The sequence below is a fragment of the Aeromonas sp. 130281 genome (genome assembly GCF_056642115.1).
Genome location: NZ_JBWVQS010000001.1, coordinates 1 through 21,387 on the forward strand (window position 1 = coordinate 1; position 21,387 = coordinate 21,387).

Genomic DNA, 21,387 nt, shown 5'->3' on the forward strand with positions numbered 1-21,387 from the left:
GGCAAGGTCCGGCAACGGACACACAATTCGGACGCGGGGTGGAGCAGCTCGGTAGCTCGTCGGGCTCATAACCCGAAGGTCGTCGGTTCAAATCCGGCCCCCGCAACCAACTTATTCTCTTTTCTCCTCCCTGTATCACTCCCGATCCTCCCGTGTATCACCCTGATCCAGCACATTAATTTATGTGGTGGCGATCCATAGTCCCATTTGTTCGGTATCATTCTGGCTTCTGTTCATGGATGAGGCCTCTCCCTGTGATGCACCCTTTCAACTACCTTCCTCCCAAGATAACCATGCAGACCACCACCCTGAACGAGGTGATGGCGAGCGACATTCCCGTCAAACTGCTGCTGGTCGCAGAGACCGGGCGCGACGCCCTGCTGGCGCAACCGGCCTTCGCCGGGGTGGCGTCCCAGATAGCCCTGGGTCTGCCGGCCCCTTACCGGCTGGCGGATGGTCAGGGCCTGCAGCTGGTGATCTTCATGGACTCGGCGCCCGTTCTGGATCACCGGCTCTACAAGCAGGCCCGCACCTGGACAGCCCCCCTTGCGGGTCTCAAGGTGGCGCAACTGGTGCTGCACCTGGAGGGCTTCGATGAGGCGCCCCGGGCGCTGCTGGCCGAGCTGGTGCTCGCCGCCCTGCTGGCGGCCGATGTGCCGCTGCCCACCCAGAAGTGCGCCGACGAGGCGCCCATCGGCTATCAGAGCCTGACCCTGTCTCCCCCCTGCGTCCTGGATCTGGCCCGCATCGAGGCCGAGGCGCAGGGCAACGGGCTGGCCCGTCACCTGGCCGTGCTGCCCGCCTCAGAGCTCAATGCCGGCAGTTACCGTGCCTTCGCGCGGCAGCTGGCGCAACAGGAGGGCTGGCAATGTCAGGAGTTCGACGAGGCAGCCCTCGCCAAGCTTGGTGCCGGCGCCTTCCTGGCGGTGGCCAGGGGCTCGGAGGACAACCAGGCTGCCATCGTCAGGCTCAGCTATTGCCCGGCCAATCCGGTGCGCCGCATCGCGCTGGTGGGCAAGGGGATCTGCCACGACTCCGGGGGCTATAACCTGAAAGTGGGTGGCAGCATGTATGGCATGCACCTGGACATGGGGGGCAGCGCGGTGGCGCTCGGAACCCTGCATGCCATCAGCCGGGCCAGGTTGCCCGTTGAGGTGCACTGCTGGCTCGCCATCGCCGAGAACCACATAGGCCCCAAAGCCTACCGACCGGGGGAGGTGGTGACCGCCCTCAATGGCACCACCATAGAGGTGGTGGACACCGACGCCGAGGGGCGCATGGTGCTGGCGGATGCCCTGGCGCTCGCGGCCCAAGGGGAGCCCGATCTGCTGATCGACTACGCAACCCTGACCGGTGCCTGCAAGCGGGCGCTCGGCAGCCGCTACAGCGGCGCCTTCACCAATCGCCCCGACTGGCTTCCCGAGCTGATACGCCTGGGACAGCAGAGCGGTGAACGGATCTGGCCCTTCCCGCTGGACGAGGATTTCGACGACAACCTCGATAGCGAGTGGGCCGATCTGTTACAGTGCGCCCCGGGTAGCTCGCCGGATCACATCGACGCCGCCCGCTTCCTCAGCCGCTTCGTGCCCGGGCAGACCCCCTGGTTGCACCTCGACCTGAGCGGTTTTCGCAACAAGGGGGGCAACGGCGTGGTCGGCAGCGAAGTGACCGGGTTTGGCGTCAGGCTGTCGCTGACGCTGCTCGCCAGCCAGCTCGGCATGGCCGAGCCCGCCACATGAATGGCCAAGTACAACCAATAAGGACAAGCGTGAAACAAGCAAGCTATGACTGGGTGCTGTTCGATCTGGACGAGACCCTGCTCGATTTCCCGGTCGCCCAGGCACTGGAACGCACCCTGCAGATCTATGGCGTGACGCCAACGCCCCCCAGGATGGCGGCCTATCACGAGCTGAACCACAGGCTGTGGCAGCAATACAACTCAGGTGAGATAGACGCCACCCAACTGCAGCAGACCCGTTTTTCGATGTTTGCCGAGCAGGTGAACGTGGCACCCATGGCGATGAATGACACCTTCCTGCAGCAGATCATCGCCCTGAGCGTGCCGCTGGAGGGGGTGGAGCAGACCCTGCTGACCCTGAAGAGCCGGGTCAGGATGGGGATCATCACCAATGGTTTCAGCCTGCCCCAGCGCGGTCGTCTCGACAAGCTGGGCTGGAACGAGTGGTTTGAGCCCCTCGTTATCTCCGACGAGGTGCAGGTGACCAAGCCGGCTGCCGCCATCTTCCAGCACGCCCTGGATCTGATGGGGCAGCCGAGCCCGGCGCGGGTGCTGATGGTGGGGGACAACCCCAAGACCGACATCGCCGGTGCCGCCGCCCAGGGGCTGGCGACCTGCTGGTACAACCCCGCCCGCCAGCAGGGGCCCTGCGAGGCGACCCACGAGATCCATCACTTCGCCCACCTCTCTGACATAGTGCTGGGACGCTGAGCCCGGCGCCAGGCGACTTCGCAAAGACAAGAAAGGCAGCCCTCGGGCTGCCTTTTTTCATCGCTGGCGTTCTCAGGTGCCGAGGCGGCTGAGCAGCCAGGCCTCGAGCAGGGCGACGCCGGGGGCCAGCACGGCCTCGTCGAAGTCGAACTCCGGATGGTGGTGAGGCGCCGCCAGATTGGCCCCCAGAATGAGGTAGGCGGCCTCACCGCCGTGCTGCTGCACCCGCTCGATGAGGAAACCGGCGTCCTCGCTGGCGCCGAAACGGCGGGTGTGGATGGTCTCCAGCTTGAGCGCCTCGGCCAGGGGCACTATCTCCTCGAGCAGGGCCGGGCTGTTCTCTATGCCGATGGCTTCCCCCTGCTTGCGAATGAGGTAGCTGGCCCCCTGCATCATGGCGGCCCCTTCCACTATCTGCTGCACCTGGCCGAACATGTAGTCGTTGAGGGCCGGGGTCGCGCCCCGGGTCTCTCCCATCAGGCGGGCGTGACCCGGGATCACGTTGCGACCGCTGCCCCCATTGAGCTGGCCTATGTTGATGCGGGTCATGCCGTCCCGGTGGCGGGCGATGCCGAGCATGGCGGTGGTGGCCATGCAGGCCGCCGCCAGGGCGTTGCTGCCGGCGTTGGGCTCGAGCCCCGCGTGGGCGGCGCGCCCCATAAATTCCACATCGAACTTGGTGGAGCATAGAAACTCGGTGGGGTTGATCACAAGCTCGCCGCTGTTGGCATGAATGCCGATGTGCAGCGCCAGCAGGGCATCTACGTCATCGAGCTGACCGCCCGCTGCCAGCGCCTTGCCGCCGCGACACCCCTCTTCGGCAGGCTGGAAGAAGAGCTTGATGCGGCCGTTGAGCCGCTCGGCCAGGGCGCTGATCCGCTCGGCCAGCACCAGCCCGATGGCGGTGTGGCCGTCGTGGGCACAGGCGTGCATCCAGCCCGGGTTGGCGGAGTGCCACCCCTCCTGGCAGGGCTGGTGCGCCGGCTCCCGGCTCTCCTCCACCTCTACCGCGTCTATGTCGAAGCGAAAGCCCAGGGTGGGGCCGGGGCGGCCGCTGTCCCAGACCCCCATCACACCGGTGATCTCGTCGATGCGGGCCAGCCAGTCGGGGTGGGCCCCCTGACGCAGGGCTCGCTCCTTCTGGGCTGCGACGTCTATCTCCCGTCCCATGATGAGGTTGCTGGCCAGCAGCTTGTCCCCCAGCATGACGGAAAAACCGAGTTCGGATAGGTGGTGGGCGATGAGGGCGCTGGTGCGAAATTCACACCAGGCGGCTTCGGGGAGACGGTGAAGGTCACGGCGCCAGTGGCGCAGAGCATCCTGAGTCATGGTGATTCCTGCATGGCAAATCCAGCGGACATTGTGACGGGCAGGGGGGCAAGAGTAAATCCCGCAGAGACAGATGCGGCAAGGGGAGCACTGAGGCTCCCCTTGCAAGAACGGCGATCATGACGTTCAGGTCGTTAAATGCTCACAGATGGTCAATAACTTCTGACTGGCGCCCTGTTCCTGAGCAAGCCATCAAAAACCCACCTTTGCGGGTGTTTTTGCGGCCTGGTGGCGCTATCAAGATGCAGGTCAAGCAGCTGCCTGACCGATTAACCGCCTTAGAGCTGTGCCAGCGAGGGCAGAGAGACGGCAACCAGAGTGAAAAACACGGTAAAAACGGCGGTAACAACGAACTCTTTCATTATTTTGTCTCCCTTGGCTGACTGATGATGAGACCAAGATACCACAATGACAGGGGATAACAATGAAAAATGTAATTATGTGGCAAAATCATGTCGGTGGTGTCGTAGTGCTGTGTTTTTGTAATTTTGTGGCCGTTTTATCACCCATTCAGGGGGTGGTGGATTTCTAGCTCATGATATTTATCACTATATTGTTTATATACAGTCACTTATGGTTCTTCTTTTGCGTTTTTTGATGGGGTTTGTACGAGGCTGTTTTGGTGATTATCAACTTTTGTGGCGAAAAATGGCCGTGTGGTGCGCCTGAAAGTGTCGCCAATGATGGGTTGGCTGGCTGGTAGTGCCATTTCCTTCATCCCATCATTTTTATCTGCCCGCCATGGGGTAAACCCTGTCGGGACGGTGCTTTATCGTCATCACCTTCAGGCAGAATTTCAATTCACAGGGGAAAACAGGGTAAAACTGCAGGCATTCGGCTGGGAGAAGACCCCCAGCCCCGACCGCCGAGCCGCGTATTTTGGGGGGCGTCATGGCAGTAGGGGTGAGCTTGCATCACAGCGCAGAGGCAGGCACGCAGAGACAGGGAACCCAGGCATGGGGCGCCCATTGTCAGAGGACGCAGGGCGCGAGGCGCCTTGAGAGGCCCTGTGGTGAGGGTGTGGGGTGCAAGTTCAGGCCGAGTTAGCTTTATGACGGGGGATAAGCGAGAGCGCGGGCAAGGGGAGGGGCAAGAGTCTACGGGAGAGGGGGAAACCTCAGTAGAGCGCGGCGAAACGAAAGGGAGCGCCTGTATCGCCAACTTATCCGGCAGCAGCGCAACAGGGGGCGGTTCGGCAGGCTGGCACACGGATGGGGCTGGAAGGCGGTGGCCTGTGCCTGTCAGCAGGGGCTGATGACAACCGGCAGGCATAAAAAAACCCTCCATCGGAGGGTTTTTGTCATCAACAACCGGTAAAAAGCTGAGTGGCTTAGAACAGGGTGGTGGAGAGATCGTACAGCTCCTGATCGAACGGGCGCTTGAGGTTCTCGATGCAGTCGATGATGTCGTGGTGCACCATCTCGTTGCCCTGGATACCGACGCAGCGGCCACCCTGACCGGCGAGCAGCTGCTCGACGGCAAAGGCACCCATGCGGCTGGACATGATGCGATCGCGGGCGGTCGGCGAGCCGCCACGCTGGATGTGACCCAGTATGGTGGCGCGGGTTTCGCGGCCTGTCATGGCTTCGATGTCTTTGGCCAGGGCGTTGACGTCGGTGACGTGCTCGCAGATGGTGATGATGGCGTGCTTCTTGCCTTTGGCTTCGCCTTCCTTGATCTGTTGCAGCAGCTTCTCCTTGTCAAACGCCACTTCCGGCACGATCACGTACTCGGCGCCACCGGCAACGGCGGCGGACATGGCCAGATCGCCACAGTGGCGGCCCATGATCTCGACCACAGAGATGCGGTGGTGGGAGCTGCAGGTGTCGCGCAGGCGGTCGATGGCGTCGACGACCACGTTCAGGGCGGTGTCAAAGCCGATGGTGAAGTCGGTACCGGCGATGTCGTTGTCTATGGTGCCCGGCAGGCCGATGCAGGGGAAACCCTCTTCGGTCAGCTTCTTGGCACCCATGTAGGAGCCGTCACCGCCGATCACCACCAGGGCGTCGATGCCGTGTTTTTTAAGGTTCTCGATCGCTTCGGCGCGCACTTTCGGGTCCTTGAACGCGGGGAAACGGGCAGAGCCCAGGAAGGTGCCACCGCGGTTGACCACGTCGGAGACGCTGTGGCGCTCGAGCTTGACGATCCTGTCCTGATGCAGACCGAGGTAGCCATCATAGATGCCGTAGACTTCCAGGCCATGATGCAGACCGGCGCGCACCACGGCGCGAATGGCTGCGTTCATACCCGGTGCGTCACCACCACTGGTCAAAACACCAATACGTTTGATTTGTTTGGTCATGAGTGCCTCTGGATCTGAGTTGTCGAATATCAATATCTGAAAATGGGGCCAGCCGTTTTTACTATATCGGCTTTCCTATGGAAGAAGGGGACCCATAGGAAAGCGATATCAAGAGAGGGGCCAGGCCCCTCTCTTGCGTCACTTACTGGGCGGCGCCAGCGATGATCTGGGAGAAGTCGTCCACTTTCAGGGACGCACCACCCACCAGGCCACCGTCGATGTCCGGCTGGCCGAACAGGTCGGCAGCGGTCGCGCCAGTGACGGAACCACCGTACAGGATCTGTACCTTGGCAGCCACGGCGGCGTCAAAACCGGCCAGGTACTGACGGATGTGAGCGTGAACGGATTGCGCGATTTCCGGGGTGGCAGTCTTGCCGGTGCCGATGGCCCATACCGGCTCGTAAGCCACGACGGCGTTGGCGAAGGAGGCGATGCCGCAACGGTCGATGACGGCTTTGAGCTGGGTCTCGACCACGTTTTTGGTCACGCCGGCTTCGAACTGCTCCAGGGTCTCACCGATGCACAGTACCGGGATCAGGCCGCCCTTCTGGATGGCTTCGTACTTGGCAGCCACCACGTCGTCGGTCTCTGCGTGCAGGGTGCGACGCTCGCTGTGGCCGACCAGGGAGTAGGTGCAACCGAAGGCTTTGAGCATGGAGGGGGCGTTCTCGCCGGTGAAGGCGCCGGACTCGTGAACGTCGGCGTTCTGGGCACCGTAAGCGATCTTGCTGCCAGCGGTCAGCTGTTCAACCAGACCCAAAAAGATAACCGGTGGGCAGACGGCGACTTGCACGGAAGGATGAGCGGCAGCAGCCGGGGTCAGTCCTTTGATCAGAGCTTCGACAGAAGCTTTGGTGCCGTTCAGTTTCCAGTTACCCATTACCAGGTGCTGTCTCATCTTCTCAATCTCCTAGGCATTTGATTGCGCAACATTATATGAATTGAACCGAGCCCAAGATAGCTGACCCGGCGGCAAATGACGTAATTTTTTTTCGCTTTCCTGATCCAAATCAGGAATGCAAGAACCGATCGCTCATTCGTTAACCTGCCCCCGCAAACGGGCCCACCATACCCCAATCCACTCGTGAATGGCAGCCTCGGAATACATCAGATAACGCCCCTTGGGCAGGTAGCTGTAGAGGGGCTGCGGCTCCTGGCTCTGCTTGGCGGTGTAGTCGGTGGGGGCCGGCACCGCATCGAGTCCCTGACCGCGATAGAGGGCCATGGCTCTGGGCAGGTGGGTGGCCGAGCTCACCAGCGCCACCCGCTTGCCCTTGAGGTGGGCACTGATGCTGACCGCCTCGTCATGGGTGTCTTTGTTGTTTTCAAACAACGTCATTCGGGAGCGGAGGATGCCGAGGCTGGTCGCCATGCGGGCGTTGACCTCGGCGTTGGAGAGGGGGTCGCCCGACACATAACCGGAGAAGACCAGCTCTGCCTCTGGATAGGCCTGGGCGAGGCGCACCCCCTCCAGGGTTCTGGCGAGGGCTATGTTGTTCTGCCAGGCGCGCTCGGGCACCGCCGGATCGCTCACGTGACCGTTGCCGAGCACCACGATGGCCTCTATATCCGGGTGCTGGTTTACCTCGAAGGGCGGATAGGTCTGCTCCAGGCTGCGGGCCAGCTCATAGCTGACGGGCCTCATCCCCATCAGGGCGATGATCACCAGGGAGAGGGTCGCCAGCAGCTTGCCGCTCTTCTGAAAGCGGGTGAACCAGAGCAGCAGCAACGCCAGCAGCAATAAGGAGAGGGAGAAGGGCAGCGGCATCAGCAACTGGCCCAGCCATTTCTTGATGACAAAGAAGTTCAACTCAAACATGTGTTCTCCCATCATTACCTTAATTAACATGCGACAGCTGGCATCAGGCGTTGAGGGCATTTTATCAGATCCTGCGCCAGGTTGATCACAAGCTCCTTCCCTTGGACTCGAGCACCGCCAGCTCTCCGGAAATGTCTGCCATCTGCACAACCACTATCAAAAAACAACTAGATAAATTGACAGTTGAATCCCTGCGGCTTATGCCCAGAATGGCCAGAAATCATGATGATCCTGGTTTTTTTTGTTTATGGGTAACCTCGGTATGCTTTGAACAGCTCAGCATGCCACCATGTAGTCGCATCAGTTGAGTCGTATTATGTCTAAGCACGCAGCCAAGGTCGGAAATATAGGAACCGACCACGATGGATTTCATCCCACGCCCATCATTGCCGGTTCTCCCGACGTTTTCATTGATGGCATTCCCGCCGCCAGGGTCGGAGACCCGTTGGCTCCACATGACAAGCCAAACCATCCCCCGCACCCTCGCAAAATCGCTTCTGGTTCATCAACGGTGCTTGTGAATGGCAAGCCTTTGGCCATCACCGGCGGCGCAGTTGATTGTGGCGGGGTAATCATCGGTTCGAGTACGGTCATTGTTGGAGATATTGCACCTCCTGCAGCTCCACCGCTGGAGCTCGCTGGCTTGTTTGATGAAGCATTTGTGCTCAGAGACGAAGTGACGGGGGAGCCTCTTGCAGAGGTGGAATATCGGATTGTTCGGGCAGATGGCAAAGCCGAGTACGGGAAGACAGATCCTCAGGGACGTACTCACATAGTATCGGCCTTTGAAGAGGAAACTGTTTCGATCGAAGTGAAGGAGTCGTAACGTGGGTGAGAGTGCCAAGTGGAAGAAAATTGGGGAATCCAATCTGAGCCCAACGGAGAAGAAAGAACGAGCAGAGGTCAAGCTTAAAGTACAAAAAAAAGAGAATATAATTGTCATCGGTTCTGAGCATAGTTATAACTCATTTTGGTTGAAGATGATGTTTATAGCTGCAACTGTCACCGAAATTAGATGTGGATTGTCGAAAGTAGATCGAACTATAGTCGCTTATGTACCAGATGGTTATACCAAACTGGAATTGGGAGTAATTGAACTTTGGTGTAATAACTACGATTTTATACCTAAGGCAATAACTTCAACCTCTGCTCTACTTGAACTATTAAAAGCTGAGCGTGATGAATATAAGATTAAAGATTTATTCTTCTTTTGCCATGGAATACCTGGTGAGTTGAGTGTTAATTATAAAGGTGGCGTAAAGGTGGCCTTAAATAAGGCCAATATTAAAAGCATCCCGAACAAGGTGTTCTCTGTGGATGGAAGTATATGCTCATATGCATGTAGAACAGGTGTGTCAAGCATGTTTGAGTCTTTTGATAATGCTGGGGATGCTGGGCCGGAAAATAGTCTTGCACAGAAAATGGCTGATCACTTTAATATCTCAGTTTATGCATTTATGACCCGCACGTTTTATGGGCACATCATCAGAAACAAACCAGATTCCAATGCAATTTCTAGTCGTCTTAAAGAGTTGCGCACGAGCCTTGGTAGTAACGTTGTTCATAAACTTTCGGCAGAGCATGAGGCGTTGCCCCATCCTGGATTGGCAGATGCTTTTTATAATAGATCCGCAAAAGATGAGGGGACAAATGGATATTCATTGTGGCGAAAGAAAGGCGGGATAGGATTGCCATACTCATTTCATACACCTAAAGGGCTTCCACATGGCCTTATTGAGTTTAAGCCTAAGGTAAGTTAATAATATGGTTTTTAAATATACAATCGCTGTATTAGTTTTTTCGATTTTTAGTGCCGTTGCAAGCGATAAAGGAGATAGCATGGCTGGGGCAATGAGCGTTTTCCCTATAGATGTAAAAATGATATCTGAAGGTTTAAATGGTCAAGATGATGTGATGTATTCCGCCTCAGGGAAACAGCTCACCAAGGCAGGTTTTGAGGTCATTCTTCCTTCGGAGATTAGAAATAGTGGAACACTTGTTCTGACATCATCCAAGACTGGGATGGTTATATACAAAGGTGATTATAAAAGTGGGCAGGTAATTACATTAGATATCGACGAACACTTGCTAAGTGATGGCGGGCTTGACTTGCTTAGTGTTCAATTTTGGGATGTTGACAGGAAGTTACTTTATTCTTGTGAGCAACAGAAAGCATTCAAAATCTGGGCACCAAAATCTATTGTGACTATTAATATATTGCCACAACCTAAACCCGATGACCTGATAGAGGGTAGTATGTATTGCTATGATGCTTATATTCACAAAGCAATTAAATAATGAAGTATTATCTGGAGCGATAGATCACAAGTGTTTGCAGGTGATTAGCATTGCCTAATACACAACTGCTAGTTGAATATTATTCTCCCCAGCGTTAGCATCTACCCATCATGGTCAGAGTCTCACCGACCTTGGCCTTTTTCGTTTCTGGCCCGCTTCGTGCGGGCTTTGTCGTTTCTGGAGGGGCGATGCATGGGGAAAACGGCTGCGGCTGCCGCGGGGGTGGCAAAGAGCGCGCCGCCGGTGGTGGTGTCCGGCATGACGCTGGCCGGGTACTCGCTCAATGACTGGGTGCTGGCGGCCACCTTGATGTGGATAGCGGTTCAGACGGGTGGTTCATCTGGTCGAATATCATCAAACCGCGCCGCCAGCGTGACAGTTTGCGAGCCATCGACCTACTCCAACCCCATATAGAGAACCAAACTCCCCGTCCTTGAGTTTTCAGCAAATTCCGGATGTGACAGAATACCTCTCTTTTTGGTCTGGCCCAATCCTGCGGCCGAAGATGAGTGTGTCTTGAAGCAAGATCAGAGTTTTGACGGGCGCGCCGACAAGTTCGCTCGCAACATTTATGACTCCACCAAGGGGCGCATTCGCACCGCCGTGGTGTGGAGCGACATCGAAGCCTGCCTGGCGCGCCTTGGCAACCGGCCCCTGCGCATCCTGGATGCCGGCGGCGGTTTTGGCTATTTCGCCCAGAAGCTGGCGGCCATGGGCCACCAGGTGGAGCTGTGCGATCTCTCGGCAGAGATGCTGGATCTCGCCCGGGAGCAGATTGCCCAGAAGGGGCTGGAAGACAGAATTCGTCTCATCCATTGCCCCATTCAGGATCTCAAGGCCCATGTGACCGGCACCTTTGACCTGGTGCTCTGTCATGCGGTGCTGGAGTGGCTCGCCGAGCCCCGCCAGACCCTGCTCGGTCTGTTCCCTTTCGTCAATGCAGGGGGCATACTGTCGCTGCTTTTTTACAATCGTCATGGCCTCTTGTTCCAGAGCCTGGTGGTGGGCAATTTCGACTACGTGCGCCAGGGGCTGAACAAGAAGCGTCAGACTGCGCTCACGCCCACCAACCCCCAGTTGCCGGAACAGGTCTATGACTGGATAGGCCGGGGGGGCCTCAAGATCATCGGCAAGACAGGGGTGCGGGTCATTCACGACTACATGCGCCACAAGCAGGAGCAGGTCGAGAAATTCGACGATCTGCTGGCCATGGAGCAGCACTACTGTCGTCAGGAACCCTTTGTCTCCCTTGGGCGCTACATCCATGTGATGGCCCAGAAGCCGGTCGGCTGAGGGCTGTCATGGGGGCCTGAATGGCCGGGATGCCAGGGTTTATGCGGTCGGGATACCGCCGCCGGGGTTGCCCATCCCCGGGTCCGAATCACCACGAGGGTCTGGTACCCCCGTTTATAACAACGAGATGATAACGTCATGATGAGTACATCCCGTACCCTGCCAGAGACGGTGGGATGGGTCAGACAGGAGGGCCTCTCCTTGAATCTGCCCACCGACAGGCTGGCCTTTCTGATTGCGATCAAGACGCTGTCCGAGGACGAGTCTGATCTCTCGGAGGCCGCGCTGCACGACGCCTTCGGCTATGTGAGCAGCGCCTTCGGCCAGATGGACGAGACCCTCTCGGGTCGTGCCAACAACGCCATCAACGATCTCATTCGCCAGCAGTTGCTGTCGCGCTTCACCACCGACATGGTGGCGGGGGAGAGCCTCTATCGCCTGTCGCGCCTAGGCATGAGCATCGTCGACTTCTTTATGGATCAGCGCCAGGTCGACTCCATCAAGCTCTCCATCCTGCTCGAACACCTGGCGGCCGAGCTCGACACCGCCCGCGAGGCGGCGCTCGAGACCAATACCCGGGAGCAGTGGGACGCAGAAGTGCTGCCGCGGCTCACCTTCTCCCTGGAGGAGACGCTGGGGCGCATCGATCTCACCCAGCGCGCCATGGACGAGCAGCAGAATCAGGTCAAGAACGAGATAGCGGCCCTGCTGACCCAGAACTGGATCGACGCCATCCACAGCTGCGAGAAGCTGCTGCGCGAGACGGGCCAGACCCTGCGCGAGCTGCAGGATACCCTGGACGCCGCTGGCCACCGCCTGCAGGCGGGGCTGCTCAACATTCAGGAAGCGGCCCAGGGGCGCGACGATCTCCTCCACGTCGAGGAGCTGACCCATGCCCTGCAGGGGCGTCTGGATGTCATCACCTCCTGGGGCCAGCAGTGCATCGAGCTCTGGTCCCGCTATGACAGGCACGTCCACAAGTTCATCCGCAACGCCATCGACATGGACAAGAACCGCGCCTTCAGCCAGCGGCTGCGGGAATCCATCCGCAACTTCGAGCAGCACAACTTCTTGCTCAGAGTCGCCGAGGAGGCGCGCCTCCTGGAGCTGCGGGACGAAACCATCGCCATCCACGACGAGGAGGTGACCGGCGAGGTGCCCCTCGAGATGGAGTTCATGGAGATGGTGGACATCAACCAGGCGCTGGCGGAGCGCATCGAGCGTTATCTGGCCCGCTATCCCGAGCAGGGGCAGCAGCTGGATCTCGCCGACGTGCTGCGAGAATACCTGCTCGATTTCCCGGCCCACGCCCACTTCGACGTGGCGCGTCTGCTGATAGACCAGGCCGTGCGCCTCGGCCATGCCAGCGGTGAGCGCGAGCTGCACCGCCAACCCGCATGGAAACCCATTAACCAAGCTGGATCCAAGGTTCAGGCCTATGTCATTGATCAATTCTGAGTTTCCCTTGCCCCTGCGGCTCGCAGAGGCCATCGCCAACCCCTTGTTTCCGCGCATCGACACCGCCCTGCGCTCGGGGCGCCACATCAGTGCCGACGATTTCGAACAGCATTCGGCCCTGGTGGAGTTCCATGGCGAGCTCGAGATCTTCTACGGCCGCTATCAGGTCGAGCTCATCAAGGCGCCTGAGGGCTTCTTCTACCTGCGCCCGCGCCCGAGCGCCGACATCGGAACAACCGTTTTATCTGAGCTCGATATGCTGGTGGGCAAGGTGCTCTGCTACCTCTATTTGAGCCCGGACCGCCTCGCCTCTGAAGGGGTCTTCACCATGGGCGAGTTGCAGGAGGAGGTGCTGAGTCTGGCGGACGAGAAGCAGTTGCTGCGCATGGTCAACAGCCGCTCCGGCGGCACGGATCTGGACAAGAAGAAGCTGCTCGAGAAGATCCGCACCTCCATGCGCCGTCTCAAGCGCCTCGGGATGATCACCGCCCTTGGCAACAGCGACAAATTCCGGGTCAACGAATCCGTGTTCCGCTTCGCCGCCGACGTGCGTTCCGACGAGGATCCCCGCGCCGTGCAGCTGCGGATGATCCAGGAGGGGGAGGCCATCTTCCACGACGACGAGATGCCGAGCAGCGACTCGCTGTTCGAGGATATTGAAGAGGATCTGGACGAAGAGCAGCTGGAGCTGGAGGTGGAAGATGATCTGCAACGTTAATGTTCTGGCACCGATGGCGTCGGCTGGTTTGATGGAGAGTGCGGCGTGAGAGGCAAATTCAAATCCCTGACCATGGTCAACTGGAACGGCTTCTTCGCCCGCACCTTCGATCTCGACCAGCTGGTCACCACCCTGTCCGGCGGCAACGGCGCGGGCAAGTCCACCACCATGGCGGCCTTTATCGCGGCGCTGATCCCGGATCAGTCCCTGCTCCACTTCCGCAACACCACTGAGGCGGGCTCATCCAGCGCGTCCCGTGACAAGGGGCTCTACGGCAAGCTGCAGCGCGGTCACTGCTATTCGCTGCTGGAAGTGATGAACAGCCGCGAGCAGCGGATCTGGGTCGGCGTGCACCTGGAGCAGGTGGCGAACCGGGACAACAAGGTCAACATCACCCCCTTCGCCCTGGTGGACGTGCCAGAAAACCTGCAACCCACGGATCTGCTGCTGGAAAAACTCCATGACGGCAAGGGGCGGGTGCGTGCCTTCGCCGATCTGAAGGGGGCCGCCGCCGAGCTGGGGGCCATCAAGGTCGCCAAGTTCAATACGGTGACCGATTATCACAACTTCATGTTCGAGTTCGGCATCACGCCCAAAAAATTGCGTGATCAAAAGGATCGCGGCAAGTTCTATCGCCTGATCGAAGCCTCGCTGTATGGCGGTATCTCCTCGTCCATCAGCCGCTCCTTGCGGGAATACCTGCTGCCGGAGAACTCCGGGGTGCGCAAGGCGTTCCAGGACATGGAGGCGGCCATTTACGAGAACCGCCGCACCCTGGAAGCCATCAAGGAGACCCAGGGCCAGCGGGATCTGTTCAAGAACCTGATCACCGAGACCACCCACTACGTGGCGGCCGAGTATGTGCGGGGCGCCGCCGAGAAGAGCCGTCTCTCCGAGCTGGCCCTCAAAGCCCGTGCCGAGCTCGCCGGCAAACGCCGTCTGCTGGCGGAAGAGAAGCAGCGCGCCATCTATCTGGCGGACGAGGTGGATCAGCTCACCAACCGCGAGAAGCTCCTGACCGACGAGCTGGAGTCCGCCGCCGAGCACCTGGCCAAGGTGATGGCCGCAGTGGCGCTGCAAAAGAAGATAGAGCTGTATCGCGCCGATCTGCGGGAGCTCAACGACAAGCTCGAGCAGCAGCAGGCGGTGGTGGAGGAGATCCACGTCCAGTTGCTGGAAGTGGAGGAGCGCAAGGAGCTGGCCCAGGCAGAGGTGGACAGCCTCAAGACCCAGCTCGCCGACTATCAGCAGGCGCTGGACATTCAGCAGACCCGCGCCATCCAGTACCGCCAGGCGGTGCAGGCGCTGGAGACGGCCCGCGCGCAGTGCGAGCTGCCGGGATTGAGCGCCGAGCAGGCGAGCGACACCCTGCACCAGTTCCGCGCCGCCGAGCAGAGCCTCACCAGCCGGGTGCTGGGGGCCGAGCAGCAACTGGCGCTGGCCAAGGCGGCGGTGGCCGAGCATCAGGCCGCGCTGACGCTGCTGCTGAGCATTGCCCCCGAGACCGCTCGCGAGGCGGCCTGGCCCACGGCGCAGGCGCTGCTCAAGCGTCATATCGAAGACAAAGCCCGCATTGCCCAGGGGCAGGGGCTGCGCGCCGCGCTGGCCCGCCTCGAGAAAGAGAGCGACAGCCAGCAGGCGCTGTTCAAGTTGCGCGACGAGCTGCAGCAGGCCTCTGGCCAGCTTATTGCCAGCCAGGACGAGCTGGAGATCTTCCTCGAAGCCCAACGCACCCGTCAGGAGGAGCTCGCCGATCAGCAGGCGGAGGCGAACCAGCGCCGCGCCAGCCTCGAGCATCAGGGCGCCCAGCTGGGCCGCGATATCAGCGATCTCACCAAGCTGGCCCCGCGCTGGCTCAAGTCGTTCGAGAAGCTCGAACAGCTGCGCGAGCAGAGTGGCTTGGCCTTGGACACTGCCGAAGCGCTTTCGGCCGGCATGCAGAGCGTGCTCGACAAGGAGCGGGAGTTCGAGCAGGAGAGCAACCGCATCCAGGGGCAGAAGCAGGCCCTGGAGCGGCAAATTCGCAACCTCCAGCTGGGAGCCGGGGAGGCGGATCCGCGCCTGGCCCGCGTCGCCGAGCAGGTGGGGGGCGTGCTGCTCTCCGATGTCTATGACGACATCTCCATCGACGATGCCCCTTACTACTCCGCCCTCTACGGCCCGGCCCGCAGCGCCCTGGTGGTGCTGGATCTGGAAGGGGCCATCGAGCGGTTGAAAAAGCTGGAAGATTGCCCCGAGGATATCTACCTCATCCAGGGCAACCCCGACTCCTTTGACGAGGATCTGGTGGAGGCGGACGAGCTGGGTGACGCCGTGCTGGTGCGCACCAGCAAACGTCAGGTGCGCTTCTCCCGCTACCCCGAGCTGCCGCTGTTTGGCCGCGCCGCCCGGGAAAAACGCATCGAGCAGCTCGACCTTGAGCGGGAAAATCTGATCGAGGGCTACGCCAAGGCCGCCTTCGAGCAGCAGAAGTACCACCGCCTCTACGGGCATTTTCGCGACTTTATCGGCCAGCATCTGGATATCGCCTTCCGCCCGGACCCGGAAGCCGAAGTGCAGGCCAAGCAGCACGATCAGCGCAAGCTGCAAGAAACCATGGCCGAGTGCGACAAACAGCTGGCCGAGGCCAAGGCGGCCGCCGCCCAGCTGACTCGCCATATCCAGCTGGTGCAGGGGATGCTGCCCTTTGCCCACCTCTTTGCCGAGACTGAGCTGGCGGCCCGCCTCGAGGCGGCCCGCGCCGATGTGGAGGCACTTAAAACCGCCGAAGCCTTTGTGGCCCAACACGGCAAGGGGCTGGAGAAGCTCGAGACCCTGGTGCAGGTGCTGCGCCAGGATCCCCAGGATCTCTCTGCCCTGCAGGCAGCCTTCGACGAGGCGAGCGAGCTGCTGGCGGAGCAGAAGCGCCGCGCCTACGCGCTGGATCAACTGGTGGCTCGGCTGCCGCACTTTGCCTATCAGGACGCGCAAGACCTGCTCGGTAAGGCCTCCGAGATGAGCGAGCGCCTCAAAGAGAAGCTCAAGGCGGCGGAGCTTGCCGCCCGCACCGCCGGCGAGCAGCACAAGCAGATAGCCCTGCGTCACACCGAGGCGCTGCAACTGCGCACGGCGCTCGATTCCAGCGCCTCGGCCAAGGGCCAGACCCTGGCGGAGTTCGAGCAGGAGCTGGGGGCCATGGGGCTCACCCTGTCGGACGACATGGAGGAGAAATCCCGCGCCCACAAGAAGGAGATCGAAGAGCTGCTCATCCGCACCCGCTCCCGTCGCACCAGCGCCGAGGCCCAGTTGCAGGTGACCAAGCGCGAGATTGAATCCTTGGGCGGTCGTCTCAAGCTCGAAGGCAAGGATTACTACAGCGCCCGCAAATCCCTGGTGGGCCACAAGGCCAGCTGGTCGCGGGTGGTGCGGCTGGCGCGGGAGACCGACGTCGAGAAGCGTTTAAATAAGCGCGAGCTGGCGTACCTCGACAGCGACGAGCTGCGCTCCATGTCGGACAAGGCCCTCGGCGCCCTGCGGGTGGCGGTGGCTCACGATGAGGCCCTGCGCGATGCGCTGCGACTGTCGGAGGGCAACCGCAGCACAGAGCAGAAGGTTGCCTTCTACGTGCAGGTTTACCGTTACCTGAAAGATCGCATCCGCAACGACATCATCCGCTCGGACGATCCGGTGGAGGCCATCGAGGAGATGGAGATCGAGCTGGCCCGTCTGGCGGACGAGCTCAAGCAGCGGGAAAATCACCTGTCGCTCTCCTCCCACGAGGTGGCGGCCAAGATCACCAACATCATCCGCCGGGAGCAGAACCGCATCCGGGTACTGAACCAGGGCTTGCAGAACATCGCCTTCGGCCTGGTGCGCGGGGTGCGCCTCAACGTCAATATCCGCGAGGCACACACTCGTCTGCTGACCGCGCTGGCCGATCAGAGTGCCATGCACAACGATCTGTTCGCCGACAAGGAGCTCAGCTTCTCCGAGGCCATGGCCAAGCTGTTCCAGCGCCTGAACCCGCAGATAGAGCAGGGGGAGCGCAACTATCAGGTGATGGGGGACGTGCTGCTGGACTATCGCAACTACCTGGAGCTCGAAATCGAGGTGCAGCGCGGTGCCGACGGCTGGCTGCGTGCCGAGAGCGGGGCCCTTTCCACCGGCGAGGCGATCGGCACCGGTCAGGCCATCCTCTTGATGGTGCTCATCAGCTGGGAGGAGGAGTCCCGCCGCCTGCGCGGCAAGGACATCGCCCCCTGCCGCCTGTTGTTCCTGGACGAAGCGGCGCGCCTGGATGGCAAGTCCATCGCCACCCTGTTCGAGCTGTGCGAGCGGCAGGACATGCAGCTGCTCATCGCGGCGCCCGAGAACATCAGCCCCGAGAAGGGCACCACCTACAAGCTCATCCGCAAGGTGCAGGGCAAGCACGAGCACGTGCATGTGGTGGGGCTGCGGGGCTTTGGTTTCGCCGATGACAAGCTCATCGCCTGATCCCTGACACAGACTGACGGGTGAACACACAAACGGGAGGCTTGGGCCTCCCGTTTTCCATGGGAAATATGAGAGAGTAGGCCCCCTGTTTGCGGGATCCAGATTGGTGCTGAAAGTGATGATGAGAGTGGCGATGGAAGATATGAGAGGCAAGGTACAAAAAGGGCTGCTGGCCTCCCTGTGCCTGCTGCTTGCGGCCTGCAGCAGCCAGCCTGATGCAGGTAGTGCGGGCAACTGGCGGGGTTATACCCAGACGGGGCTGGCCTCCTACTATGCCGATCGCTATCACAACAAGAAAACCGCCAGCGGCGAGCCCTACCAGAAGAGCGCCAACACCGCCGCCCACATGACGCTGCCCTTCGGCGCCATGGTGAGGGTGACCAACCTTGCCAACGGCAAGAGCGTGGTGGTGCGGGTCAATGACAGGGGCAACTTCCCGAGGGGGCGAGTGATCGATCTCTCAAGGGCTGCATTCAGCACCATAGGCAACACCCGATCCGGCCTTATCAAGGTCAAGGTCGAGGTGCTGTAGGGGGTTGCAGGCGGACCATTGCGCAGCGGGACATTGCGGGAGCCCGCTCTTTGCATCTCGGCGTTGACAGCCTCCCGCCTTCAGCCGTATCTGTGTGATTATCTCTTGCTGCCCTTGCCAGGGCGCCAATATGGAGGTTGTTGAGATGACGAACCGCACGCCCATTCAGGCCACACAGATCCCGGAGAACAAGGCCAAGTCCCTCTATCCGGAGCCCTTTGCCTCCCTGGTCAAGCACCGCACCCGGCGCAGACTGGGGGACCACTTCGGCCTCGCCAATCTTGGGGTCAACCTGACGACCCTGGCGCCGGGGGCCATCTCGGCGCTCAAACACCATCACGGTCTGCAGGATGAGTTCGTCTATGTGCTCTCGGGCACCCCCAGGCTGCGCTATGGGGAGGAGGAGTATCTGATGTCGCCGGGGGAGTGCATCGGCTTCAAGGGCGGCAACGGCCTGGCCCATCAGTTGCTCAACCACGGTGAGGTGGACGCCGTCTATCTCGAGGTGGGGGACAGGCTGGCGGGGGACACAGTCCAATATCCTGACGACGATCTGGCCCTGGTGCAGGGCGCCGATGGAACCTGGGTTGCCAGACACAAGGACGGGTCCCCCTATTAGGGACCCCTCACTCTTTGGGAAAGCATGATAAGCCTATGAAATTCCTCCACTTTGTTGATGTGCGCGCAGAGGATTTTCTGCCCCTGGTCAACGACGAGACGCTGCGAAAACACCTGATTGACCACCCCACCTTCGATGCCGCCGGGGTGCGTGCCTGGATGGATGAGAAGCTGGCGATAGACGCGCTGCCCGGCTGCCGCGTGCGTGCCGTCCTCATCGATGGCGCCCTGGTGGGGTGGTGCGGCCTCCAGCCCGATGAGGAGGGGGTCGAGATTGCCATCGTGATCGCCAGGGCGGGTTGGGGCAGGGGGCTCGCCATCTTCCACGAGATGATGGGCTGGGCGCGCACCATGGGCCATCAGGAGGTGGTCTTTCATCTGCTGGGCACCCGCCCCCCATACAGATCCCTCGCCAGGCGCGCCACCAGGGTGAAGAAGACGACACTCTCTGGGCACACCTTCACCAGCTATTACTTCAGCGTTGAGAGCTGGTTCAGGCCCTGACGGCGAGCCAGGCGCTTGCCTCTGGCCGCGCATCTGTCCCTGCCGCCGCCTCTTTGTTCACCCGGTTGAACACTCTGTCCATCCTGACCATCTATATCGGCCTGACCGCCATGCCTACACTGGGCACCATGTTGGGGGAGGCGGCTGCCATGGGATCATTGCCATGAGAGGGGCAGGCACCTCCCGGTCTCTTGATGATGTGACAGTGGAGAAACTGGGATGATGAAGAGAGAGTCGGACAAGATAGTGTCGATCGCCGTGCTCAAGGCCCGCGCCGGCATGAGGGAGCGCCTGCGCCAGGGGTTGCTCGCGCTGATAGCGCCCACCCGCCAGGAGCCTGGCAACCTCGATTACGTGCTGTTCGAGCTGAAGGACGAACCCGGCACCTTCTACATGCGCGAAGCCTTCGTGAGCCAGGCCGCCCTGGATGCCCACTGCGCGAGCGACTATTTTCAGGCCTTCGCCCGCCAGGCGGACGAGCTGCTGGCCGAGCCCCTTAGGCTCGTTTTCATGGAGGAAGTGAGCCCCTGACCCTTGCCGCGCAGCCCGATGATCCCCTCATCGGGCTGTTTGCCTTCAGCCTCGCTCCGGCAGGTTCATCTGCTCGCTCATGGTGTCGATGAAGTGGCGGATGGCAGTGGTCGCGGGCTGCCCGGCCAGGGGCGGGGCATAGAGCACGCAGAGATCGGCGGGGATCCCCTGCTCGAGGCGGATGAAGCGCACATGGGGCCACTTCTGGCGGCCGTAGCTCGCGGGCACCAGGGCCACCTGCTGGCTGGTGGCCACCACCGCCATCAGGGTATTGGGCTCCACCACCTCCTGGCGCAGTCGGGGGTAAAAGCCCTCCACCAGGCAGGCGTTGATGATGAGATCCGTGGAGGCGGAGTTGGCGCGGTTCATCAGCACGAAGGGCTCTGCGGCGAGTTCGGGCAGGGAGACCCGCTTGCGATCCCGCAGGGGGTGTTCGTCCGACACCACCAGCACCATGGACTCCCGATAGACGGTCTCGGCCTGCAGCGGGTGGATGTTGAGGGTGTCGGCGAAGCGGGCGAGGCCGATGTCTATCTCCTTGCTGGCCAGCGCCTGCTTCTGGCGCTCGGGAGAGAGCTCGGTGAAGGTGATCTCGCACTCGGGGTGGCGTTGGTGGCACTGGCGGATCACCTCGCCAAAGCCGGCCCAGAAGATGGAGCTGACCAGCCCGATGCGGATCTGGTTGCGCTCCATGCGCCCCGCCTGCACCACCCGGTTGAGGCCGCTCTCCAGCACATCGAACAGCCGCTCGCATTCGGCCTGCAGCAGACGCCCTGTGGGGGTCAGGTTCACCTGACGGGTGTGGCGATCAAACAGGGTCACTCCCAGCAGGGATTCCAGCTCCTTGATGTGAGCGCTCAGCGGCGATTTGGAGACATTGAGCCGCAGGGCGGCCCGGCTGAAGTGGCCCAAGCTCGCCACTTCATGGAAGTAGCGCAGCATCTTGAGGGTGACGCGATCGCGCCATTGGCTGTCCGGGAACATGGTCTCTCCAGGCTTGAGGGGTGAGATCGCCGTCAAAGATCGGGCACGGGTATGGCGGGGCAGCGAGGCGGGTCCCTCC

The 21,387-nt window shown here is 60.7% G+C and carries 19 protein-coding genes and 1 tRNA gene; 15 read left to right on the top strand and 5 right to left on the bottom strand.

Annotation, left to right across the window (positions count from 1 at the left end):
• The first annotated feature begins 32 nt into the window (after nt 1-32).
• The 3 genes from AC1IN8_RS00005 (at nt 33) to yjjG (ending at nt 2,449) form a co-directional block, all read left to right on the top strand.
• A tRNA-Met gene (locus AC1IN8_RS00005) sits at nt 33-109 on the top strand.
• A 145-nt stretch (nt 110-254) separates the two neighbouring features.
• A complete protein-coding gene (locus AC1IN8_RS00010; RefSeq protein ID WP_479757635.1) occupies nt 255-1,739 on the top strand; it encodes a M17 family metallopeptidase in 1,485 nt (494 codons plus the stop codon).
• A gap of 29 nt (nt 1,740-1,768) precedes the next feature.
• Nucleotides 1,769-2,449: a pyrimidine 5'-nucleotidase gene (gene yjjG / locus AC1IN8_RS00015; protein WP_479757636.1), complete on the top strand. Its 681-nt coding sequence runs from the start codon at nt 1,769-1,771 to the stop codon at nt 2,447-2,449.
• 72 nt (nt 2,450-2,521) lie between these two features.
• Here the strand turns inward: yjjG and AC1IN8_RS00020 are convergent, their stop codons facing one another.
• Nucleotides 2,522-3,778: an amidohydrolase gene (locus AC1IN8_RS00020; RefSeq protein ID WP_429161609.1), complete on the bottom strand. Its 1,257-nt coding sequence runs from the start codon at nt 3,776-3,778 to the stop codon at nt 2,522-2,524.
• 119 nt (nt 3,779-3,897) lie between these two features.
• Here AC1IN8_RS00020 and AC1IN8_RS00025 point away from each other — a divergent pair, with 119 nt between their 5' ends.
• Entirely contained in the window at nt 3,898-4,161 is a 264-nt protein-coding gene (locus AC1IN8_RS00025; protein ID WP_479757637.1) for a hypothetical protein, read from the top strand.
• 947 nt (nt 4,162-5,108) lie between these two features.
• Here AC1IN8_RS00025 and pfkA read toward each other — a convergent pair.
• The 3 genes from pfkA to elyC all read right to left on the bottom strand — a co-directional run bounded on the left by pfkA (nt 5,109) and on the right by elyC (nt 7,899).
• A complete protein-coding gene (pfkA, locus tag AC1IN8_RS00030) occupies nt 5,109-6,080 on the bottom strand; it encodes a 6-phosphofructokinase (RefSeq protein WP_005326082.1) in 972 nt (323 codons plus the stop codon).
• A gap of 142 nt (nt 6,081-6,222) precedes the next feature.
• Nucleotides 6,223-6,978: a triose-phosphate isomerase gene (gene tpiA, locus AC1IN8_RS00035; protein WP_139434336.1), complete on the bottom strand. Its 756-nt coding sequence runs from the start codon at nt 6,976-6,978 to the stop codon at nt 6,223-6,225.
• 135 nt (nt 6,979-7,113) lie between these two features.
• Nucleotides 7,114-7,899, bottom strand: coding sequence for an envelope biogenesis factor ElyC (gene elyC / locus AC1IN8_RS00040; RefSeq protein WP_479757638.1), 786 nt, complete (start codon nt 7,897-7,899; stop codon nt 7,114-7,116).
• 316 nt (nt 7,900-8,215) lie between these two features.
• Between elyC and AC1IN8_RS00045 the strand changes: the two genes are divergently transcribed.
• The 11 genes from AC1IN8_RS00045 (at nt 8,216) to AC1IN8_RS00095 (ending at nt 20,324) form a co-directional block, all read left to right on the top strand.
• On the top strand, nt 8,216-8,725 hold the full coding sequence (locus AC1IN8_RS00045) for a type VI secretion system PAAR protein (protein WP_479757639.1): 510 nt from the start codon (nt 8,216-8,218) through the stop codon (nt 8,723-8,725).
• A 1-nt stretch (nt 8,726) separates the two neighbouring features.
• Nucleotides 8,727-9,659, top strand: a complete 933-nt coding sequence (locus AC1IN8_RS00050) for a hypothetical protein (RefSeq protein WP_479757640.1) — start codon at nt 8,727-8,729, stop codon at nt 9,657-9,659.
• 4 nt (nt 9,660-9,663) lie between these two features.
• On the top strand, nt 9,664-10,197 hold the full coding sequence (locus AC1IN8_RS00055; protein WP_479757641.1) for a hypothetical protein: 534 nt from the start codon (nt 9,664-9,666) through the stop codon (nt 10,195-10,197).
• Nucleotides 10,198-10,713: 516 nt separating this feature from the next.
• Nucleotides 10,714-11,490 (top strand): tRNA uridine 5-oxyacetic acid(34) methyltransferase CmoM, encoded by a 777-nt coding sequence (cmoM, locus tag AC1IN8_RS00060; RefSeq protein WP_139434338.1) that lies wholly within the window; start codon nt 10,714-10,716, stop codon nt 11,488-11,490.
• 138 nt (nt 11,491-11,628) lie between these two features.
• Nucleotides 11,629-12,948, top strand: coding sequence for a chromosome partition protein MukF (gene mukF, locus AC1IN8_RS00065; protein WP_479757642.1), 1,320 nt, complete (start codon nt 11,629-11,631; stop codon nt 12,946-12,948).
• Nucleotides 12,929-13,666: a chromosome partition protein MukE gene (gene mukE / locus AC1IN8_RS00070; protein WP_139434340.1), complete on the top strand. Its 738-nt coding sequence runs from the start codon at nt 12,929-12,931 to the stop codon at nt 13,664-13,666. Before mukF ends, mukE begins: the two co-directional genes overlap by 20 nt.
• Nucleotides 13,667-13,711: 45 nt before the next feature.
• The gene (gene mukB / locus AC1IN8_RS00075; protein WP_479757643.1) at nt 13,712-18,139 is read left to right on the top strand and encodes a chromosome partition protein MukB; all 4,428 of its coding nucleotides are present in this window, start codon (nt 13,712-13,714) and stop codon (nt 18,137-18,139) included.
• Between the two features lie 133 nt (nt 18,140-18,272).
• The gene (locus AC1IN8_RS00080; protein ID WP_139434342.1) at nt 18,273-18,671 is read left to right on the top strand and encodes a septal ring lytic transglycosylase RlpA family protein; all 399 of its coding nucleotides are present in this window, start codon (nt 18,273-18,275) and stop codon (nt 18,669-18,671) included.
• Between the two features lie 145 nt (nt 18,672-18,816).
• Complete coding sequence (locus AC1IN8_RS00085) at nt 18,817-19,290, top strand: cupin domain-containing protein (RefSeq protein ID WP_479757644.1); 474 nt, start codon at nt 18,817-18,819, stop codon at nt 19,288-19,290.
• Between the two features lie 35 nt (nt 19,291-19,325).
• Nucleotides 19,326-19,793 (top strand): GNAT family N-acetyltransferase, encoded by a 468-nt coding sequence (locus AC1IN8_RS00090; RefSeq protein WP_479757645.1) that lies wholly within the window; start codon nt 19,326-19,328, stop codon nt 19,791-19,793.
• Nucleotides 19,794-20,015: 222 nt separating this feature from the next.
• Entirely contained in the window at nt 20,016-20,324 is a 309-nt protein-coding gene (locus AC1IN8_RS00095) for a putative quinol monooxygenase (protein ID WP_479758446.1), read from the top strand.
• 45 nt (nt 20,325-20,369) lie between these two features.
• Here AC1IN8_RS00095 and AC1IN8_RS00100 read toward each other — a convergent pair whose 3' ends face one another.
• Nucleotides 20,370-21,308 carry a LysR family transcriptional regulator gene (locus AC1IN8_RS00100; protein WP_479757646.1) on the bottom strand — a complete coding sequence of 313 codons (939 nt, stop codon included), beginning with the start codon at nt 21,306-21,308 and terminating at the stop codon, nt 20,370-20,372.
• Between the last annotated feature and the right edge of the window lie 79 nt (nt 21,309-21,387).

Coding starts and splice junctions, on each gene's coding strand:
- AC1IN8_RS00020 (WP_429161609.1), bottom strand. CDS start 3,778: ATGACTCAGGATGCTCTGCGCCACTGGCGCCGTGACCTTCACCGTCTC.
- AC1IN8_RS00025 (WP_479757637.1), top strand. CDS start 3,898: ATGACGTTCAGGTCGTTAAATGCTCACAGATGGTCAATAACTTCTGAC.
- pfkA (WP_005326082.1), bottom strand. CDS start 6,080: ATGACCAAACAAATCAAACGTATTGGTGTTTTGACCAGTGGTGGTGAC.
- tpiA (WP_139434336.1), bottom strand. CDS start 6,978: ATGAGACAGCACCTGGTAATGGGTAACTGGAAACTGAACGGCACCAAA.
- elyC (WP_479757638.1), bottom strand. CDS start 7,899: ATGTTTGAGTTGAACTTCTTTGTCATCAAGAAATGGCTGGGCCAGTTG.
- AC1IN8_RS00045 (WP_479757639.1), top strand. CDS start 8,216: ATGTCTAAGCACGCAGCCAAGGTCGGAAATATAGGAACCGACCACGAT.
- AC1IN8_RS00055 (WP_479757641.1), top strand. CDS start 9,664: ATGGTTTTTAAATATACAATCGCTGTATTAGTTTTTTCGATTTTTAGT.
- mukF (WP_479757642.1), top strand. CDS start 11,629: ATGATGAGTACATCCCGTACCCTGCCAGAGACGGTGGGATGGGTCAGA.
- mukE (WP_139434340.1), top strand. CDS start 12,929: ATGTCATTGATCAATTCTGAGTTTCCCTTGCCCCTGCGGCTCGCAGAG.
- AC1IN8_RS00080 (WP_139434342.1), top strand. CDS start 18,273: ATGGAAGATATGAGAGGCAAGGTACAAAAAGGGCTGCTGGCCTCCCTG.
- AC1IN8_RS00085 (WP_479757644.1), top strand. CDS start 18,817: ATGACGAACCGCACGCCCATTCAGGCCACACAGATCCCGGAGAACAAG.
- AC1IN8_RS00090 (WP_479757645.1), top strand. CDS start 19,326: ATGAAATTCCTCCACTTTGTTGATGTGCGCGCAGAGGATTTTCTGCCC.
- AC1IN8_RS00095 (WP_479758446.1), top strand. CDS start 20,016: ATGAAGAGAGAGTCGGACAAGATAGTGTCGATCGCCGTGCTCAAGGCC.
- AC1IN8_RS00100 (WP_479757646.1), bottom strand. CDS start 21,308: ATGTTCCCGGACAGCCAATGGCGCGATCGCGTCACCCTCAAGATGCTG.